The organism is Oceanobacter sp. 4_MG-2023 (assembly GCF_030689165.1).
GTDB lineage: Bacteria > Pseudomonadota > Gammaproteobacteria > Pseudomonadales > Oceanobacteraceae > Oceanobacter.
The window spans coordinates 1-17,711 of record NZ_JAUYVV010000003.1 but is presented as its reverse complement, the minus strand read 5'-3'; the positions used below and the strand labels follow the sequence as shown (position 1 = coordinate 17,711).

Sequence of the window (17,711 nt, the reverse complement as noted above, 5' to 3'; positions counted from 1 at the left end):
TCAAAAAATGTAAATTAGTTTTCTATCCAGAGTTTCCACAGTCGGGTCACACCCTCGCGGCGCTCGTCGAAGCCAAGTTGTTGGCTCTGCGTTTGGTCCAGAATCAGGTTTGTGTTCTGCAGCGCGCGCCGGTGGGTTTCGGCTCGGTAGGTCAGGTAGGTTTCCTGCAGGGTCTGACGATCTTGTGAATCGAGCAGGCCGACTGTTTCAAACGAATCCAACAAACGCATGTTGTCGGTTACCGCTAACAGATCTGGATATTGGTGTGACCAGGCCAGAACCCCGTATTGAACCAGAAACTCGATGTCAACAATACCCCCGGCATCCTGTTTGAGGTGGAATTTATCGGCAGATTTTTCTGCCATGCCCAAGTTCTCGCGCATTTTCTTGCGCATGGAACGGACTTCTTCTTTCAGAGTGGGCAATGGCCGTGGTTGTGTCAGCGTCTGGCGACGGATCTGATTGTAAGCGGCGGCCAGTTCCGGGTTGCCGCAGAGCACGCGAGCGCGCACCAGCGCCTGATGTTCCCAGGTCCAGGCATGGTGGGCCTGGTATTCTTCAAAGGCCTTGAGCGAGGCGACAATCATGCCGGAGTTGCCGGACGGGCGCAGGCGCATATCGACCTCATAGAGATCACCGGAGCGGGTCTGGGTGGTGAGAATATGGATCATGCGCTGACCCATGCGGGTGTAGAACACGTTGTTGTCGATACTGCGTTGCCCCGCTGCCGGGCTGGCCTGGGTGCTGCCCATATTCCAGCTGTTGTGCAGAAAAACCAGGTCGAGGTCGGAGCTATAGCTCATTTCCAGACCACCGACCTTGCCGTAGCCGACGATGATAAATTCCGGCTTGGTGACGGCATCGCCCTGGCGGTTGGCCGGGTAGCCGTATTTGTTGGTCATTTGTTGCCAGGCCAGCTGCATGACATTGTCGAGTACGACTTCGGCTATCCAGGTGAGGTAGTCGGAAATGTGCATCAGCGGCAGAGCATTCATCACTTCACCTGCCGCGGCCCGGAGTTTGTGAGCGTGCACAAACTGGCGCAGGGCTTCCATTTGTTGTTCGAGGTCGTCCTGGTCGATACGTAACAGTCGCAGTTGCAGTTCTTCTTGTAATTCGTGACGTTGCGGACGGTGGTAGAGCGTGGCGGGGTTGAGTAATTCATCCAGTAGCAACGGCATCTGGGTGATGTAGTGGGCGACCCACTCCGAGGCGCCGCACAGCTGTACCAGCTGGGTACGGGCCTGGGGGTTTTCTTTCAGTAGCACCAGATAAGCGGTGCGACGCAGGACGGCTTCCAGCAGGGGAATCAGTCGCTGTAAAGTGTTCAGTGGCTCCGGGCACTGGCTCAAATCGTACAGCAGTTGCGGCATCAGGGTTTCCAGCCGGTCGTGACCGATGGCCTGCATGCTGCTTACGGCGCGGGAGTGGCGGAAGTTGGCCAGACATTGGCTGAATTCGGTAGTCAGCATGACTGGGCAATGGTGGCTCAGATGGGTATGGGCTTCATCTGCCAGATCACCGTGCCAGACGTCGACCCAGATGTGGTCATTGCTGTTGTTAGGTTGTTCGTCATCGTCATTGCAGACGATGTTGGCAAAGTGGTGTTTGACATGGCTGCGATGCAGACTGAGCTGTTGTACAACGGCGTCCCAATGGTCGCAATCCAGTGCCAGAGCGATGCGGTCCTGGGCTTCAGCCTCGGTGGGAAGTTGCTGGGTCTGCTCATCATTGAGGGCTTGCAGGGCGTGTTCGACGTCGCGTAAATACAGATAGGCATCACGCAATTCATGGGCGGCATCGGCGGGTAGATAGCCATCGTCGATCAGTATATTGAGCAATGGCACCAGTGCGCGTTGTTGCAGTTGTTTTTCCTGGCCGCCACGAATCAATTGGAATGCCTGGACGATAAATTCCACTTCGCGAATGCCACCCGGCCCAAGCTTGACGTTGTCGTCGAGGCGACGACGACGCACTTCGGCGTTGATCATGGCTTTCATCGAACGCAGGGATTCAAAGGCGCTGTAATCGATGTACACCCTATAGGTAAAGGGCCGCAGAATGGCCAGCAGCTCCTGTGCCGCCGGAGTGTCTTCACCGGTCAGAATTCGGGCCTTGACCATGGCGTAGCGTTCCCAGTCACGACCCTGGTTCTGGTAATACTCTTCGAGGGAGTCGAAGTTCATCACCAGAGGGCCGCTCTGGCCATAGGGGCGCAAGCGCATATCGGTACGAAAAACAAAACCGTCGATGGTGTGTTTATCCAATGCCCCGATCAGCTTTTGGCCCAGTTTGACAAAATACTCCTGGTTGCTGATGGATTTTTTGCCGTTGGTCTGGCCGGATTCCGGGTAACTGAAAATCAGATCGATATCGGAGCTGAGATTCAGCTCGTAGGCACCGAGTTTCCCCATGCCCAGTACCAGTAATGACTGCGGCTGGCCGGATGCCTTACCCATGGGAACGCCGTATCGTTGCTGCAATTGCTGCTCAAAATACCGGATGCTCTGGCAAATCACTTCATCGGCAAGGTCGGATACCGTGCGGGTAGTGGTGAGGGTATCGGCGAGGCGCAGCAGATCGCGCCAGATGGTTTGCACCATGACCCGGCGGCGTAATATACGCAGGCGGTGTAACCATTGCTCTTCACTGATACCGGTTGTCGGTACCGGTTCGGCTTCTTGCCCGCTGTGTTCGTTCAGGTCGTGCAGCCACTGTCCAATGTCCGCCCGGCTTACCGGCTGACTGAGCTGATTGCTTTGCAGTTGCTGGACAAAGTAGTCGCTGTCTTTTGGTAGCGCATCAACCACGTACTGGCTGACCAGCAAGACCTTGCGCAGTTGTTGTTGCTGTTGTGGCGGCAGGGATTGCCAAAGGCTGGGCCAGTCGAAATCGAAGCGGGCACCGGTGTCCGTCAGTTGGTGATTGATTTGTTGCCAGCGGTGTTCGAGCCGTTCCGTCATGATGGTAGGTATCCGTTTGTTTTTTCCAAGTGTAAGCGCTCTGTGGAATGGATGCATGGGCACGGCGAATTTTGACCGGGAATAAGATGCTGTCAATTACGTGACATCCGGTGTTGCCCGGACGTTGTGCGACCGATATATCGGCCAAGGGCAGGCACCGGCTGTTAGACTTCTGGTCATAGTGTTTGGGCCATGCCAGCGCGTGGTCAATTTTTGTATTTACAGACCGGATGATTGTCATTGTTATGACTGGTAAAACTCCCAACAAGCCTGCGCGGGGCAAAACAGACGGCAGTTCGAAAGCAACGCCTGCCAAGCCTGCCAAGCCTGCCTCGAAAGCCGCCAAACCGACTTCCAAAGCCACTTCAGCGTCTTCAAAGCCTGCTCCAAAAAAGCCTGCCCCAAAAAAGCCAGCATCACGGACCAGGGCCGCGGATAACAGTGCCAAGGCGGGCTCAAAACCCAAAGACGCTGCAACGACCAAAACTGCCAAGCCGTCTCCCAAGCGTGCCCAAGCGCCGAAAAAACACACCTCGGCCAAAAAAGCGCCAACGGCCAAGAAAGCCTCAACGTCGGGGGCCGGTAAACCGTCACGCTGGCGTACTGCCTGGCGCATCAGCTGGCAGCTGGGGCTGGTTGGTGTGCTGGTACTGGGCGTCTGGATGGTGTTTCTGGATGCTCAGGTACAGCAACAGTTTGATGGCAAAAAATGGACCTTGCCTGCCCGGGTATATGCCCGGCCACTGCTGTTATACCCCGGTCGCTTGTTGCCGCCGGCACAGTTACAGGCGGAACTGGAGTGGACGGATTATCAGTCCGGGGCCGTGTCTCGCCCGGGCCGCTATCAGCAGCAAGGATCCCGCTGGCGAATTCATCGTCGCCAGGTGAATTTCTGGGACGGGCCGCAACCGCAGGCGGTGATTGAGCTGACGCTGGTGGATCAGCGGGTCGAACAGTTGTCGGTAAATGGCAAGGCGGTGCCGCTGGTCCGGCTGGAGCCGCAATACGTTGGCGGTATCTTCCCGTCTCATAACGAAGATCGTGAACTGGTGACACTGGATCAGGTGCCCAGCGATCTGTTGGCTGCGCTGGTGGTAACGGAAGACAACCACTTTTTTGAACATCATGGTATTTCATTACGAGGCATTAGCCGGGCGCTGGTGGCCAATATTCAAGCCGGTGGTGTTGTGCAGGGTGGCTCGACACTGACACAACAGCTGGTCAAAAACTTCTTTTTAACCAGTGAGCGCACCTTGATGCGCAAGGCGCAGGAAGCCTTGATGGCGATTCTGCTGGAGCTGCATCACAGCAAGGCCGAGATTCTGCAAGCCTACCTGAATGAAGTGTATCTGGGGCAAGCGGGTCGCCGGGCCATTCATGGTATTGGTCTGGCCTCCCGCTTTTATTTTGGTAAACCGGTACAAGAGCTGGAGCTGGCAGAAATCGCCACCCTGGTTGGACTGGTGAAAGGAGCGTCTTATTATAATCCGCGGCGACATCCACAACGGGCGTTAGAACGTCGTAACCTGGTGTTGGGGTTAATGGCCAAACAAGGGCTGATTGGTCAGGACCGTTACCTGGAAGTCAGCCGTCAGCCACTGCGTACCGCGGACAGCCAGCGGGTCAGTCAGCGTGAATATCCCGCATTTTTGGAGCGGGTGCGCAAACAGCTACAAGAAGATTATCGCCGCGAGGATTTGGAAACCGAAGGGCTGAATATCTTCACGACGCTGGACCCCTGGATTCAGCATGCACTGGAAGTATCGGCCACGACCCAGCTCGGCCGGCTTGAAGCCCGTTATCCGGCGCTGGCAGGCAAGCTGGAAACGGCGGCCGTGATTACCAGTGTGGATGGGGCCGAGATTCGTGCCATGATCGGCGGGCGGCAAGCCGGTTATTTTGGTTTCAACCGGGCGCTGGATGCACGTCGATCGATCGGTTCGCTGGCCAAACCGGTGGTCTATCTGGCGGCGTTGCGCAGTGGCCGTTACCACTGGGGCACTTTGGTGGATGACAGCCCGGTACAGGTGACGGGGCAGGATGGCCAACTCTGGCAGCCGCAAAACTACGATGGCAAAAGCCATGGTTTGGTGCCGATGGTGGATGCCCTGAGCCATTCCTATAACCAGGCCACAGCGCGTATTGGTATGCGAGTGGGTCTGGAGCAGGTGGCCCGGACGTTTAATGATCTTGGCCTGCAACAAGAGGTGCCGCCGTATCCATCGGTGCTGTTGGGGTCGCAGGAATTATCACCACTGGAAGTGGCCGGGGTTTATCAAACGCTGGCTGCGCGAGGGTTTGTGATGCCATTGCGGGCGGTAGAGGCGGTAGCAACGGCCAGTGGCAAGACCTTGTCGTCGTACGCGATACATGGGCATCAGGGCGTCGCAGCAGAACAGGTCGACTGGTTGCGCTACGGGCTTGAGCAAGTGGTAAACGATGGCACGGCGAGAAAATTATTAACCCGGTTTGCTGGCCCGCTGGCGGGTAAAACCGGCACCAGTGATCAGCAACGGGATGCCTGGTTTGCCGGTTTTGATAACCGTCATCTGGGCGTCGTCTGGGTTGGTCGAGACGACAACCAACCGATGCCGCTGGCGGGCAGCTCAGCGGCATTACCTATCTGGCAGCAAACCTTTGCTCAGGCTGGTGTTGAGCCACTGTTACCCACTGGTTTGCCATCGGTGGTGGTGGATGCGGATGGACAGATTCTGGAAGACGGTTGTGACGGGCGTTCCATGCCGATGCCGACCAGTGCCATCAAACAGGTACCAAAACCTTGCCAAACGGTGAGTAAACCCACAGAAGGAGAGCGGAAAGGATGGCTGGATTGGTTGTTTTGAATGTAAAACCGCGCATCGAGTGGCTGGCGGTAGTACTACTGCTCGCAGGCTTGGCTGGTTGTAGCAGTACACAGGTGATGGCACCGGATACCACCACCGCACCTGCGGCCGATGAGGAGACGGTTTGGCAAGCCGGTGGCCTGGCGACACTGGATCAGGGCCAGCATCATCCGGCAGTGAGTGCGCTATTAAAACAGGCAGAGCAGGCACGGCAGGCCGGTAACTGGCCGAAGACCATGAGTTATCTGGATCAGGCGCGCCAGATCCAGCCACGGAATGCGGCTATTTTTTATCGTCAGGGCTGGGTGAGCTGGCAAATGCATCGGCCGGAAGAGGCAGAGCAATTATTGCGGCGTGGGTTGTTGTTCAGTCGTGACAAGGGATTGAGCCAGCGTATCCGGTGGTTGCTGGTGGATGTACTGGAAGATCAGGGCAAGCAGGCTGAAGCGGCACAATTAAGGGCGGATTTGATGCAAGGATAAACGGAATAAACAGAGCGCAGCGGGTCGGCGCTCTGTTTATTCCATGGCGGTGCATGTGTTTGACGGTGTGCCTAGGACGGTGTGGCCTTGTTGTCTGATCCGCGCTTGGCCATCTGATAAGACAACGGCTGAGCGTTATGCAGCGCGATCAATGCCAGCGTCAGTCCAGCCATTTGAACCACAGGATCGGTGGTGGACTGGGTGGCCTGTCCTGAGCACAGCAGCAGCCAGGCAATCACCGGAAAGTACGCCCGTTGCCAGCTGCGTTTGCCGCCATCCGTCAGATCGGTCTGGCGTAATGCCGAGAGTATCCAGGGCAATAGCAGCGTGACCAGGCCGATAATCAGTGTCGCAATCAGTACCCATTCGAGGACGTTGCTGCGGCGCGTCAGCTCGAACACCACACACCAGCCCAAGAAAATCCGGCCCCAGATCTGGCGATTCCAGTTATAACCCAGGCGTTCGGCCAGATGACTGGATACCAGCATCGGCAACGCGGCGTACAAGCTCAGCTGCTGCATCAGCAGGGCGGTATGTTGCACCCCGTCGCTGGTTAGCCAGGCGGTCAGTAACGAGGTGATACCATAACCCACCAAAATCAATCCGGCGGTAAAACGCCCAGCCGCCGAGCCTGGCCATTGGCGCGACGTTGCCGGACGGTTCTGCCAGCTTGATACCAGCGCGGCAGCCAGCAGACAGAGAGCGGCCAGGATCATCACAGTGCAGCCATAACCTTGTCGGCGGCAGCAATGGTGTACTCGATGTCGGCTTCAGTGTGAGCCAGTGACATAAAGCCTGCTTCGAACGCCGATGGCGCGAGATACACTCCTTGCTCCAGCATGCCATGGAAGAATTTGCCGAAGCGGTCGGCATCACACTGGTCGGCGACCTGACGGAAGTTCTCGACCTTGTCCAGTTCCGTAAAGAACAGGCCAAACATGGAGCCGGCCTTGTTAAAGGTGAATGGAATCTGGTGCTTGATTGCTGCGGCCTTGAAGCCGTCCAGCATCTGGTCGACGCGGGTGGTCAGTTGCTCATAGACGCCGTCATGCTGGATTTCTTTCAGCATCGCCAGACCGGCGGCCATGGCCAGAGGGTTACCAGACAGTGTTCCGGCCTGATAGACCGGCCCCAGTGGAGCCAGGCATTCCATAATGGCGCGCTTGCCACCAAAGGCACCGACGGGTAAACCGCCGCCGATCACTTTACCCAGGCAGGTCATGTCCGGAACGATGTCGTAATAGGCTTGTGCGCCGCCAAGGGCGACCCGGAAACCGCTCATGACTTCGTCAAAGATCAGCACGATACCGTGCACATCACACAGCTCTCGCAGCCCTTGCAAAAAGGATTTGGCCGGTGGGATGCAGTTCATGTTGCCTGCGACGGGTTCGATAATGACACAAGCGATCTGATCACCCATACGGGAGAAGCACTCACGCACGCTGTCGAGATTGTTGTAGTCCAGTGTGATGGTATGTTCTGCCACGGAAGCCGGGACTCCTGGGGACGTGGGCACGCCCAGCGTCATCATGCCGGAACCGGCCTTGACCAGCAGCGAGTCTGAGTGGCCGTGATAGCAACCTTCGAACTTCACCAGCTTGTCGCGGCCGGTGTAGCCACGGGCGAGGCGAATGGCACTCATAGTGGCTTCGGTACCGGAATTGACCATGCGCACCATATCCATTGATGGAATCAGTTTGCACACTTCGCTGGCCATATCGTTTTCAATCGCGGTTGGAGCACCAAAACTCAGCCCCATTCCCATGCGGGCAGTGATTGCCTCAAGAATCTGCGGCGCACTGTGGCCCAGAATCATCGGCCCCCAGGAGCCAACATAGTCGACGTAGCGGTTGTCGTCGGCATCGTAGACATAAGCGCCCTTGGCGTGATCGAAAAAAATTGGCGTGCCACCGACACCCTTGAAGGCGCGTACCGGGGAATTGACGCCACCGGGGATATGCTGCTGGGCGGATGCAAACAGGGCCTGTGATTTGGTCGTGCTATAGCTCATGGAGTTCTCTCTTGAATCTGTTTGTTTCGGTACGGGGCACCGCAATGGCCGGTATCGTTACTGTGCGTCCAGGCCCTGATCAGCGCCTGGACAGACTATTTAAACGGCCTGTTAAAACGGCCTGACCACCACCAGAATGACGATCGCAATCAATACAAAGACGGGCAGTTCGTTAAACCAGCGGTACCATACATGGCTGCGATGGTTTTGATCCTGTTTGAACATCTGGTTCAGCTTGCCGCAATACAGGTGATAGCCAACCAGCAGGACAACCAGCGCCAGCTTGGCGTGTAACCAGCCACTTTGCAGGTAGTAAGCAGGATTAAAGCTGATCAGCCAGGTGCCCAGGGCGATGACTACCACCATCGAAGGCCACATGATGCCACGATAGAGTTTGCGTTCCATGATCTTGAAGCGCTCGCGGGAGGCTGTGTCTTCCGCCGCCGCATGGTAGACGTACAGGCGCGGCAAATAGAAAATACCGGCGAACCAGGTGATCACGGCGATAATATGGAAAGCCTTGACCCAAAGCATAAATAACATCCTGAATGGTGTTTTGAATGACGTTGCAGCACCGCTGTCGCGGCGCTGCTAGCGGATAATTTGTGGCCGGTAACGATAGTGGCGTTCGATCATGGCTCGCGATACCAGACCAACACAAGGCCCAGGGCCTTTACGTGAATCCGGATCGCGACGATACACCGCCAGCCAGTGTAAGTCATGAGTCTGCATATGATCGAGAGCATCCTGCAGATTGGCTTTAAGGGCAATCCGGCCAACGCTGAAACGCTCGGCAGGTATGCCAAGCAGGTCGATATCGGCTGGCAATGAGGACTTCTCGGCAATACTGCTTTCCTGGCTATCGATAAATTCGGCCAGCTCAGCGGGCGGCAAAATGGTCTGCTCGTCTTCAATATAAAGCCAATCGGTCTGTTGGTCGATCAGATGTCGAGCGGCCTGCAGGCTGATATGACGAGCGCTGATTGCAATGGATCGGCTCAAGGCTTCTGCTACCCAGGTACTGCGCAACATCATCTGGACCGGATGCGGTGGCTGATACAGGCCATTATTGCCCAGCTGGACCTGGAAAATGGAAGGCAGCCGGAATACTTCACCGGCGACCAGAGTGGCAATCACAATGGCCAGCATGCCAGGCATGATAATGTGTGGATTGGCGGTCAGCTCCAGCAACGCAATTAACGCCGCCAGCGGGGCTCGCAGTACCGCACCCATCATGGCACCCATGCCCAGCATGACGTAAAAACCGATTTCGACCGGATAGTCCGGCATCCAGAACAAGGACAGCTTGCCCAAAATTCCACCGGCCAAGGCTCCCATAAACATCGTTGGACCAATCAGACCGGCAGGAAATCCGACTGCCGAGGCCCACGCAGCCAATACCAGCTTGCCAGCCAATAAGCCGAGGCACAGCCCTATCGCGACATTACCCGCCAGAGCGGCATTCACGGTGTCGTAGCCGATCCCCAGAATGCCCGGCAGCCACCAGGCAATGGCGGCAGTGGTGAGGGTCAGGCCCCCCCAGCGAATCCAGAGCGGGCTGGGTGCCAGTGCCTGAAAGCGTTGGGTCAGGGTAATAAACCCGGTGGCCAGCAAGCCACAAGTCAGACCGAGGGCGACCACATAAGGCAGTTCAATCAGGGAGTGCATGGCCAGTGGTGGAACATCAAAGGCGGTGGCACTGCCAAACACGACCTGACTGATTACCGCCCCGGCAACCGACGCCAGAATAATAGGAATAAAGCCGCGCAGGTTGTATTCCAGCAACACCACTTCCATGGCAAAAATCACCCCGGCCATTGGCGTATTAAAAGACGCCGCAATGGCACTGGCCACACCTGCTCCGGCCAGAATCCTGAGACGATGGTGGGCAACCCCGGCAGCTTGCCCTAACTGACTGGCGGTTCCGGCGCCCATATGAATCGCCGGGCCTTCACGACCGACGCTGTGACCACTGAGCAGCGCAATGGCGGCAGCCAGCCATTGCAGTACCAGATTGGCGGCGGGCATATAACCCTGATGGCGTTCCATACGCATCAAGACATGAGTGACGCCAACGCTGCGTTGTGCCGGGGAGAGGGGTTGGAACAGCAGGATCAGCAGCAGGCCGCCGCCAAGCAACAAGGCAACCCGGGTGATGGCACTGAGTGCCTCGTAGTCATCTTCGCTGGCCATCGGCAGGAATATTTCCAGCGGCCAGGCAATGGCAAGGCGAAACAGGGTAATGACCAGTGCTGCAGCGATGCCGGCCAGCAGCGCCAACAGCGCGAGACCCAGCGGATTATCGGATAACGTCAGGTGTTGTAGCCATTGCTGGCTGCGAGTTTTCAGTAGCAAACCAAACCTCTGTGTTTGCAAGGAATGTGCAACGTGACTGGAAGGAGTATCAAGAAGCGGTATTATAAGCGGCTTCGGGATGAACTGCCCCCGCTTATGGCAGGAAATGGTTTAAACAGAGGTAATCGCGTGATCAAAGTAGGTATTGTTGGTGGCACCGGCTATACAGGTGTGGAATTGCTACGCATTCTGGTCAACCATCCGGACGTTGAGTTGCGCGTAATTACATCCCGAAGTGAAGACGGTACTCCGGTTGCCGATATGTATCCCAACCTGCGCGGCCATACCGATCTGACGTTCAGCGTGCCGGATACCGCAACGCTGGGAGCCTGCGATGTGGTCTTTTTTGCCACTCCGCATGGGGTTGCCCATTCATTGGCGGCAGAGATTCTGGCCACCGGAACGCGCGTTATCGACTTGTCGGCTGATTTTCGTATTCAGGATGCCGACGAATGGGAGGCATGGTATGGCCAGCCCCACGGCGCTCGTGAGTTATTGCCGGAAGCCGTATATGGCTTGCCAGAAGTCAAACGTGATGAGATTCGTAACGCGCGACTGATTGCCGTGCCAGGCTGCTACCCGACCGCGGTGCAACTGGGGTATTTACCGCTGTTGGAAAACAACCTGCTGCCGGAACAAACACTGATTGCCGATTGCAAGTCAGGGGTGTCCGGTGCCGGTCGTGGGGCCAAGGTCGGGTCGCTGTTATGCGAAACCAGTGAGTCGGTCATGGCTTACGGGGTTGCCGGGCATCGTCATTTGCCGGAAATCCGTCAGGGCTTGTCCTGGTTTGCTGGCAAGCCGGTGGCACTGACCTTTGTGCCACACCTGATGCCGATGGTGCGGGGAATTCATTCGACGTTATACGCTTTTGCTCCCGATTTGGATGCCAGTGTGGATCTGCAGGCACTGTATGAGGCCCGTTATGCCAATGAGCCATTTGTGGATGTGATGCCAGCGGGCAGCCATCCGGCGACACGTAGCGTGAAGGGCAGCAACGTCTGTCGTATTGCGATCCACCGTCATGCCGATACTGGCCAAATCGTGGTGCTGTCGGTGATCGATAATCTGGTCAAGGGTGCCTCTGGACAGGCGGTACAAAATATGAACCTGATGTTTGGTCTGGACGAAGCGGCCGGTCTGAATCACGTTGCATTGATGCCGTGATTGATTCCATGGCGATTATCGAGGATTCATCATGCCTTTGAAACCAGGAGCTGCCGTAAAGGGCAGCTCGCAAGATGAGCTGGTTATTTTATCCCTTGAGCACCCAGGACGTGCTCCCCGTCCTCGATTCTGGATACTGATCCTGTTGGTATTCGTCGCTGCAGGTGGTTTTGCCGCGGGCTGGGTGGGCAGTTATCGCTTGCTGGACTCGTTGCAGACCGAGCGGGATCAGTTGTTGCGTGACCTGTCGCGTAATGAGCAAACGATTACTGAGTTGACCCAGCATGTGGGTATTCTCGAAAAAGGCGGGGAAGTTGATCGCTATGCCGCTGACTCGGTGCGTGGCTCAATCCGCAGTCTGGAGCAGCAGGTCGATGATCTGGAACGGGATGTGGCTTTCTACAAGAGCATTATGGACCCGGATGCCGTTGAAAAAGGCTTGAAGATTCATGGTCTGGTTTTCGACAGTCTGGGAGAAAGCCGGTACCGCTATCAGCTGATGCTGACCCAGGTGGCTGACAACGGCAATCCGGTTGCCGGAACAGCAACCGTCAATGTGGTTGGTAAAAACAGCCAGGGTGCCCGGCAAACAGTGTTATTGAATCAACTGGATTCTGGGTTTACGGGGCGTTTCCGTTTCCGCTACTTCCAGGAATTGTCCGGTGAGCTGGTATTACCGGACGGCTTTGTCCCCCAAACCGTGAATGTTGTCGCCCAGCCAACGGGTAAAAAATCCCGTCGTGTTGAACAAACCTATGATTGGACTCTATAAAGGAACCCCTGCATGTTTAATTCAAAAGACAAAAGTGGCAACAGCTCCAACGTTCAGTACGACACGCTGATTTCTTCCAAAACGGCCATTACCGGTGATATCCATTTCTCCGGTGGTTTGCATGTGGATGGTGTTATCAAAGGTAATCTGATTGCAGAAGCCGGTAGCAGTGCGGTGGTCCGGGTCAGTAACAAGGGCCGGGTAGAAGGGCAGATACATGCACCGAATATCATTATCAATGGCCCTGTTGTTGGCGATATACACGCTGGGGAATACATCGAGCTGGCGAAAGACGCGCAAGTCACTGGGGATGTGTACTACCAGATGATGGAAATGGTGTTGGGGGCATCGGTCAATGGCCAGCTGAAGCACCAGACTGCCGATGCGCCGGCCAAAAAAGGCAAAGCCACCGCGGCGACAGCGGTTAAAGTTGACTAAAATAGTCAGGTAATCGCATAATGATGTTATTTCCAGACTGAGCCAGAGTCCCGCCATGAATGCTGTCGTATCCGCTGACCCTATCGAATTGACCCCGGCTGCTGAAGCCAAGGTGAGAGAGCTGCTGATTGATGAGGCTGACGACCAGCTGTGTCTGAGAGTGTTTGTTACCGGTGGTGGCTGTTCCGGGTTTCAGTATGGCTTCACGTTTGATGATGAGCGGGCAGAAGATGATTTCTTCATCGAGCGTGAGAACATGCGTGTGCTGGTGGACTCTCTGAGTTACGGTTATTTGACGGGATCGGTGATCGACTATCAGGAAGGCCTGGAAGGCTCTCGCTTTGTGGTTAACAATCCCGCTGCCACGGCAACCTGTGGCTGTGGTTCGTCCTTTTCTGTCTAGACCCATTGTCGCCACTACCCACACGGGATAGTGGCTGTTTCAGGCTGGGTAAATCGCGCCCAGTATGCGTGGGCCTCTGGCTCCTGTGACCCCCGGCAGGTTGCCCGGCAACGAGTCCAGCGTCTGCTTTGCCAGCCAGGCAAAGGCCGCGGCTTCTATCCACCCCGGGTGAATCCCTGCCGTTGCAGTACTGCACAGCTGGTGGTTGGGTAAATGAGCGGCGAGTCGATCGATCAGGCTGCGATTATGCAAACCACCACCGCAAATCAATAATTCCCCTTGAGCGTGACCAAACTGTTGTACTGCAAGCGCGATGCTGCGGGCCGTCCATTCAGTCAGTGTGGCCAGTGCATCCGCCGCTTTCATGGTTCGCAGCGGTATTTCCAGCCGTGGTAGTGAAAACTGCTCTCGACCTGTACTTTTGGGAGGAGGAGCTGTAAAAAACGCAGCCGCCAGCCAGTCGTCAACCAGGGCCTGGTCTGCCTGGCCACTGGCGGCGATCTCGCCATTGTGGTCGCAGGGTAGATTCAAGTAGCGCTGGCAGTATTCATCCATCAGGGCATTGCCTGGGCCGGTATCAAAGCCGAGGGTGTGAGCACCCTTGAGTATGGTCAGGTTGGCGATACCGCCGATATTCAGCACCATGCGTTGTTGGTCTGGTTGTTCGAAGACCAGTTGATGGAACGCTGGCACCAGTGGCGCACCGTGCCCGCCAGCGGCGACATCCCGGCGACGGAAGTCAGCAACACAGCAGATACCGCTATGCTCGGCAATCCAGGAAGGATCGCCAATTTGCCAGGTAAAACCATCCGGCTGGCTTTGATGTCTGAGTGTGTGACCATGGCTGCCAATTGCACAAACATCAGCCGCTGCGACATCGTACTGTTTCAGCAACTGTTGGATAACGGCAACACTGGCTGTCGCGATAAAGCGATCAAGGTGCATGATTTCATTAACTGGCAGCTGGTCTGCCAATGCCGAGTGCCTGAGCCATTGCTGTTTGTCCGCAGGATAAGGCAGAGACGCAAACCCCAGGGTAGAAAAACCGTTGTGATCACTGCGAGTCAGCACAGCGTCCATGCTGTCAGCACTGGTGCCTGACATTAAGCCGATAAAGATCCGCTCCGGGGTAGACGGCATCATTGAATCATACTGACGCGATAGCCATCCAGCCAGGTCAGCATGGCGTGGGCTTTTTTGAGAAATGCCGGCTTGTCTGCCGCGGCAATGGATTGGGCTTTGGGCAGTTTGACGCGTAACGAATCCCTGTGCACTCCATCGACCCGGAACTCATAATGAAGATGCGGCCCGGTGGCGAGACCAGTGCTGCCGACGTAACCGATGATTTGCCCTTGTTTGACGGATCGGCCCCGGCGCACACTGCGGTGAAAACTGTTCATGTGGGCGTAGAGTGTCTGGTAGCGTGTGCCATGTTGCAAAATAACCACGTTGCCATAGCCTCCCTTGCGTCCGGCAAAAATGATTTTGCCATCACCGGCAGCCTTGATCGGAGTACCTGTTGCGGCGGCATAATCGGTGCCTTTATGGGCCCGAATGGTGTTCAGAACCGGGTGTCTGCGGCCAAGATTAAAGCGTGAGCTGATACGGGCGAAGTCGATAGGGTTGCGCAAGAACTCCTTTCTCATGCTGAGCCCTTCCGGGGTGTAGTAGTTGGCGTTGCCGTCCTTGTCTTCGTAGCGTATGGCGGTGATCTCTCTGCCCTGGTTGACAAAGCGGGCTGCCAGAATATCGCCATTGCCAATCTGCTCGCCATCGAGAAAGACATCTTCGTAAATCAGGCTGAAGTGGTCCCCGGTGCGGATATCCAGTGCAAAGTCGATATCCCAGCCAAAAATACCGGCTAGTTCGATCAGGATTTTTTCCGGTACGCCAGCCCGTTCACCGTCGAGGAACAACGAATTATTAATGGTTGCGCTGGCAAAATGGGGAATGTACTCGGCATCGCGCTCGATCAGCTGATAATTGACCGCACCATCATCAGCCCGGTCGATACGGTGGCGGGCCAGTGGCGATAATGGAATTTCCAGTGCCTTGACACGGCCGTCCCAATTTCTCTCCCAGCGTACTTCTTGCCCGGGGTAAAGCTGAATCGCCTCTTTCGGCACCTTGCTGGCAATCGTAACCACATCGGCAGCGCTCAGATTGTTGCGGCTGAACAGTGTGGACAGGCTATCGCCGGACTTTACCTTGTCCTGTTCCCACTTTACTTCCGGTTTCGCTGCCTGAATGGTGGCTTCGGGGAGAGCAACTTTAAGACTGGTAACTTGACGAGTATTACCCGAAGGCCAAAGCAGAATTAAGAGAATAAGGATGGATGCGATAATGACGCCGGCCAGGTGAGTGGCTGGAAAATATTGGAATCTGCTTGGCTCAGCCATAACGGGTAAATAGTTCCTGAAACGAGAAAACGAGCGAATATCTGCATATTAGCGACTGAGGGCATTTTAACCAGTGTGCTTGATTTTGCACATCGATCAGGTATTTTCATTTTCCCTATTTATCAGACACCTCTAGAGTATGTCATGACAGCTGCATTGATCGAAGATTTGAAAGCCCGTGGATTGCTAAACCAGGCGACCGCAGATGAAGAACTGATTCAACATCTCGAATCTGGCATGCGTACACTTTATTGTGGATTCGATCCAACAGCAGATAGTCTGCATATTGGTAGCTTGGTTCCCCTGTTGATGCTGAAACGTTTCCAACTTGCGGGGCATCGCCCATTTGCGTTGGTTGGTGGGGCTACCGGCCTGATCGGTGATCCCAGTTTCAAAGCGCAGGAACGCAAATTGAACGGACCTGACGTCGTTGCTGGCTGGGTAGAAAAACTGAAAGCCCAGGTCAGTCAGTTTATCGATTTTGACTGCGGCGACAACAGTGCCGATGTTGTGAATAACCTCGATTGGGTCGGGGATATGACAATACTCGACTTCTTGCGGGATGTGGGGAAGCACTTCTCCGTCAACAGCATGATTCAGAAAGAGTCCGTCAAGCAGCGCCTTGATCGCGAAGGGGCTGGTATCTCTTTCACTGAATTCACCTATATGTTGCTACAGTCCTTCGATTTTGCCGAGTTGGCCAACCGTGGGAACTGCACGCTGCAGATCGGTGGTTCAGATCAGTGGGGTAACATCGTTGGTGGTGTTGATCTTGCCCGCCGTATGTTTGGCAAATCGGTCTTCGGCCTGACCATGCCATTGGTAACCAAGTCGGACGGTACCAAGTTCGGCAAGACAGAAAGCGGCACGATCTGGCTGGATGCCAGTAAAACCTCTCCTTACGCCTTTTATCAGTTCTGGCTTAATACCGCCGACGCCGACGCCTATAAATTCCTGCGTTACTTCACCTTTCTCCCGGTTGCACAAATAGCGGAGATTGAGGCTGCGGATGCTGAGATCCAGGGACGTAAAACAGCGCAGCCGATTCTGGCCGATGAAGTGACCCGCCTGGTTCACGGTGATGCGGCGCTGGCTTCAGCCAAACGTATTACCGAAGCCCTGTTTGCTGGTGACGTTTCGCTGTTGTCTGAAGCGGAGCTGGAGCAAATCAAACTGGATGGCTTGCCTGCCAGCGACCTTGATCTGGCAGCAATTACAGAAACCCCACTAACAACCCTGCTGACAGACTGCGGGATGGCCAGTGCCGGGCGGGAAGTCAAAGATGCTCTTGGACGCCAGGCTGTGCTTGTTAATGGTGAAGCGAAGGGGGCGGCAGACAACATGAAAACAGCGGAGTGCTTTGCGGCCGATAAAGCACTTTATGGGCGTTTCTTCCTGGTGAAACTGGGGAAAAAGAAATACCACCTGTTTGAACAAAAATAAGTGTGGAAAAATGTTGACCTCTTGGGTGGTATCTTTATAATGCGCCGCTCTCGAGACAACAACGCCACCAGGTGTTGCAGTTGAAAGAAAGGGGTTGACACTCTAAAGAATATCTCTAGAATGCGCGCTCCTCTCCAAGCAATAGATCTTATGGATCGAAGCGAAAGAGAAATAAAGGGTTGACATTCTAGTTAAGCAATATAGAATACGCCCTCCGATTTGAGGTGAAAGCGCAACGCGCTGGCCGCACCGGAAAGATTGAAAGAAAGTGGTTGACATTGAGATTAAGTTCTGTAAAATGCGCAGCCCGCTTCGAGATAAACGAAGCACGCTCTTTAACAAAGTATTTAGACAATTACGTGTGGGTGCTTACTGAGATGATCTGAAGTCAAGATTATCAAGAAGTAAGAACTCGTCGATAATTCATTTACGTGA

The 17,711-nt window shown here is 55.3% G+C and carries 14 protein-coding genes; 7 read left to right on the top strand and 7 right to left on the bottom strand.

Annotation, left to right across the window (positions count from 1 at the left end):
* Positions 1–14: 14 nt before the first annotated feature.
* A complete protein-coding gene (gene glnE, locus Q8W24_RS03230; protein WP_305474388.1) occupies positions 15–2,963 on the bottom strand; it encodes a bifunctional [glutamate--ammonia ligase]-adenylyl-L-tyrosine phosphorylase/[glutamate--ammonia-ligase] adenylyltransferase in 2,949 nt (982 codons plus the stop codon).
* 245 nt (positions 2,964–3,208) lie between these two features.
* Between glnE and mrcB the strand changes: the two genes are divergently transcribed.
* Both mrcB and Q8W24_RS03220 read left to right on the top strand, forming a co-directional pair.
* Positions 3,209–5,806 (top strand): penicillin-binding protein 1B, encoded by a 2,598-nt coding sequence (mrcB, locus tag Q8W24_RS03225; RefSeq protein ID WP_305413690.1) that lies wholly within the window; start codon positions 3,209–3,211, stop codon positions 5,804–5,806.
* Complete coding sequence (locus Q8W24_RS03220) at positions 5,785–6,288, top strand: M48 family metallopeptidase (RefSeq protein ID WP_305413691.1); 504 nt, start codon at positions 5,785–5,787, stop codon at positions 6,286–6,288. The genes mrcB and Q8W24_RS03220 overlap by 22 nt, the downstream gene beginning before the upstream one ends.
* Positions 6,289–6,359: 71 nt before the next feature.
* Here Q8W24_RS03220 and Q8W24_RS03215 read toward each other — a convergent pair whose 3' ends face one another.
* The 4 genes from Q8W24_RS03215 to Q8W24_RS03200 all read right to left on the bottom strand — a co-directional run bounded on the left by Q8W24_RS03215 (position 6,360) and on the right by Q8W24_RS03200 (position 10,654).
* Positions 6,360–7,004 (bottom strand): hypothetical protein, encoded by a 645-nt coding sequence (locus Q8W24_RS03215; RefSeq protein WP_305453332.1) that lies wholly within the window; start codon positions 7,002–7,004, stop codon positions 6,360–6,362.
* Positions 7,004–8,299 (bottom strand): glutamate-1-semialdehyde 2,1-aminomutase, encoded by a 1,296-nt coding sequence (hemL, locus tag Q8W24_RS03210; protein WP_305474387.1) that lies wholly within the window; start codon positions 8,297–8,299, stop codon positions 7,004–7,006. Before hemL ends, Q8W24_RS03215 begins: the two co-directional genes overlap by 1 nt.
* A gap of 111 nt (positions 8,300–8,410) precedes the next feature.
* The gene (gene hemJ / locus Q8W24_RS03205) at positions 8,411–8,833 is read right to left on the bottom strand and encodes a protoporphyrinogen oxidase HemJ (protein ID WP_303431376.1); all 423 of its coding nucleotides are present in this window, start codon (positions 8,831–8,833) and stop codon (positions 8,411–8,413) included.
* A 57-nt stretch (positions 8,834–8,890) separates the two neighbouring features.
* Positions 8,891–10,654 carry a chloride channel protein gene (locus Q8W24_RS03200; RefSeq protein ID WP_305474386.1) on the bottom strand — a complete coding sequence of 588 codons (1,764 nt, stop codon included), beginning with the start codon at positions 10,652–10,654 and terminating at the stop codon, positions 8,891–8,893.
* A gap of 129 nt (positions 10,655–10,783) precedes the next feature.
* On the opposite strand from Q8W24_RS03200, the gene argC reads away from it, so the two are divergent.
* Genes argC through erpA form a run of 4 tightly spaced genes read left to right on the top strand, consistent with a single transcriptional unit; the run spans position 10,784 to position 13,434 of the window.
* Positions 10,784–11,821: an N-acetyl-gamma-glutamyl-phosphate reductase gene (argC, locus tag Q8W24_RS03195; protein ID WP_303431378.1), complete on the top strand. Its 1,038-nt coding sequence runs from the start codon at positions 10,784–10,786 to the stop codon at positions 11,819–11,821.
* A 31-nt stretch (positions 11,822–11,852) separates the two neighbouring features.
* Positions 11,853–12,593: a DUF6776 family protein gene (locus Q8W24_RS03190; RefSeq protein WP_305474384.1), complete on the top strand. Its 741-nt coding sequence runs from the start codon at positions 11,853–11,855 to the stop codon at positions 12,591–12,593.
* A 12-nt stretch (positions 12,594–12,605) separates the two neighbouring features.
* Positions 12,606–13,031, top strand: a complete 426-nt coding sequence (locus tag Q8W24_RS03185; protein WP_303431382.1) for a polymer-forming cytoskeletal protein — start codon at positions 12,606–12,608, stop codon at positions 13,029–13,031.
* 55 nt (positions 13,032–13,086) lie between these two features.
* The gene (gene erpA / locus Q8W24_RS03180) at positions 13,087–13,434 is read left to right on the top strand and encodes an iron-sulfur cluster insertion protein ErpA (RefSeq protein WP_303431383.1); all 348 of its coding nucleotides are present in this window, start codon (positions 13,087–13,089) and stop codon (positions 13,432–13,434) included.
* A 39-nt stretch (positions 13,435–13,473) separates the two neighbouring features.
* Here erpA and Q8W24_RS03175 read toward each other — a convergent pair whose 3' ends face one another.
* Together Q8W24_RS03175 and Q8W24_RS03170 are read right to left on the bottom strand one after the other, a co-directional pair.
* Entirely contained in the window at positions 13,474–14,577 is a 1,104-nt protein-coding gene (locus Q8W24_RS03175) for an anhydro-N-acetylmuramic acid kinase (protein ID WP_305474382.1), read from the bottom strand.
* Positions 14,574–15,833 (bottom strand): peptidoglycan DD-metalloendopeptidase family protein, encoded by a 1,260-nt coding sequence (locus tag Q8W24_RS03170; RefSeq protein ID WP_305474380.1) that lies wholly within the window; start codon positions 15,831–15,833, stop codon positions 14,574–14,576. The genes Q8W24_RS03175 and Q8W24_RS03170 overlap by 4 nt, the downstream gene beginning before the upstream one ends.
* 144 nt (positions 15,834–15,977) lie before the next feature.
* Here Q8W24_RS03170 and tyrS point away from each other — a divergent pair, with 144 nt between their 5' ends.
* Complete coding sequence (tyrS, locus tag Q8W24_RS03165) at positions 15,978–17,276, top strand: tyrosine--tRNA ligase (protein ID WP_305474378.1); 1,299 nt, start codon at positions 15,978–15,980, stop codon at positions 17,274–17,276.
* The last annotated feature ends 435 nt before the right edge of the window (positions 17,277–17,711 follow it).

Bases quoted from the DNA above. Each gene is read 5' to 3' on its own strand.
- glnE (WP_305474388.1), bottom strand. From the start codon at position 2,963: ATGACGGAACGGCTCGAACACCGCTGGCAACAAATCAATCACCAACTG.
- mrcB (WP_305413690.1), top strand. From the start codon at position 3,209: ATGACTGGTAAAACTCCCAACAAGCCTGCGCGGGGCAAAACAGACGGC.
- Q8W24_RS03220 (WP_305413691.1), top strand. From the start codon at position 5,785: ATGGCTGGATTGGTTGTTTTGAATGTAAAACCGCGCATCGAGTGGCTG.
- Q8W24_RS03215 (WP_305453332.1), bottom strand. From the start codon at position 7,004: ATGATCCTGGCCGCTCTCTGTCTGCTGGCTGCCGCGCTGGTATCAAGC.
- hemL (WP_305474387.1), bottom strand. From the start codon at position 8,299: ATGAGCTATAGCACGACCAAATCACAGGCCCTGTTTGCATCCGCCCAG.
- hemJ (WP_303431376.1), bottom strand. From the start codon at position 8,833: ATGCTTTGGGTCAAGGCTTTCCATATTATCGCCGTGATCACCTGGTTC.
- Q8W24_RS03190 (WP_305474384.1), top strand. From the start codon at position 11,853: ATGCCTTTGAAACCAGGAGCTGCCGTAAAGGGCAGCTCGCAAGATGAG.
- Q8W24_RS03185 (WP_303431382.1), top strand. From the start codon at position 12,606: ATGTTTAATTCAAAAGACAAAAGTGGCAACAGCTCCAACGTTCAGTAC.
- erpA (WP_303431383.1), top strand. From the start codon at position 13,087: ATGAATGCTGTCGTATCCGCTGACCCTATCGAATTGACCCCGGCTGCT.
- Q8W24_RS03175 (WP_305474382.1), bottom strand. From the start codon at position 14,577: ATGATGCCGTCTACCCCGGAGCGGATCTTTATCGGCTTAATGTCAGGC.
- Q8W24_RS03170 (WP_305474380.1), bottom strand. From the start codon at position 15,833: ATGGCTGAGCCAAGCAGATTCCAATATTTTCCAGCCACTCACCTGGCC.
- tyrS (WP_305474378.1), top strand. From the start codon at position 15,978: ATGACAGCTGCATTGATCGAAGATTTGAAAGCCCGTGGATTGCTAAAC.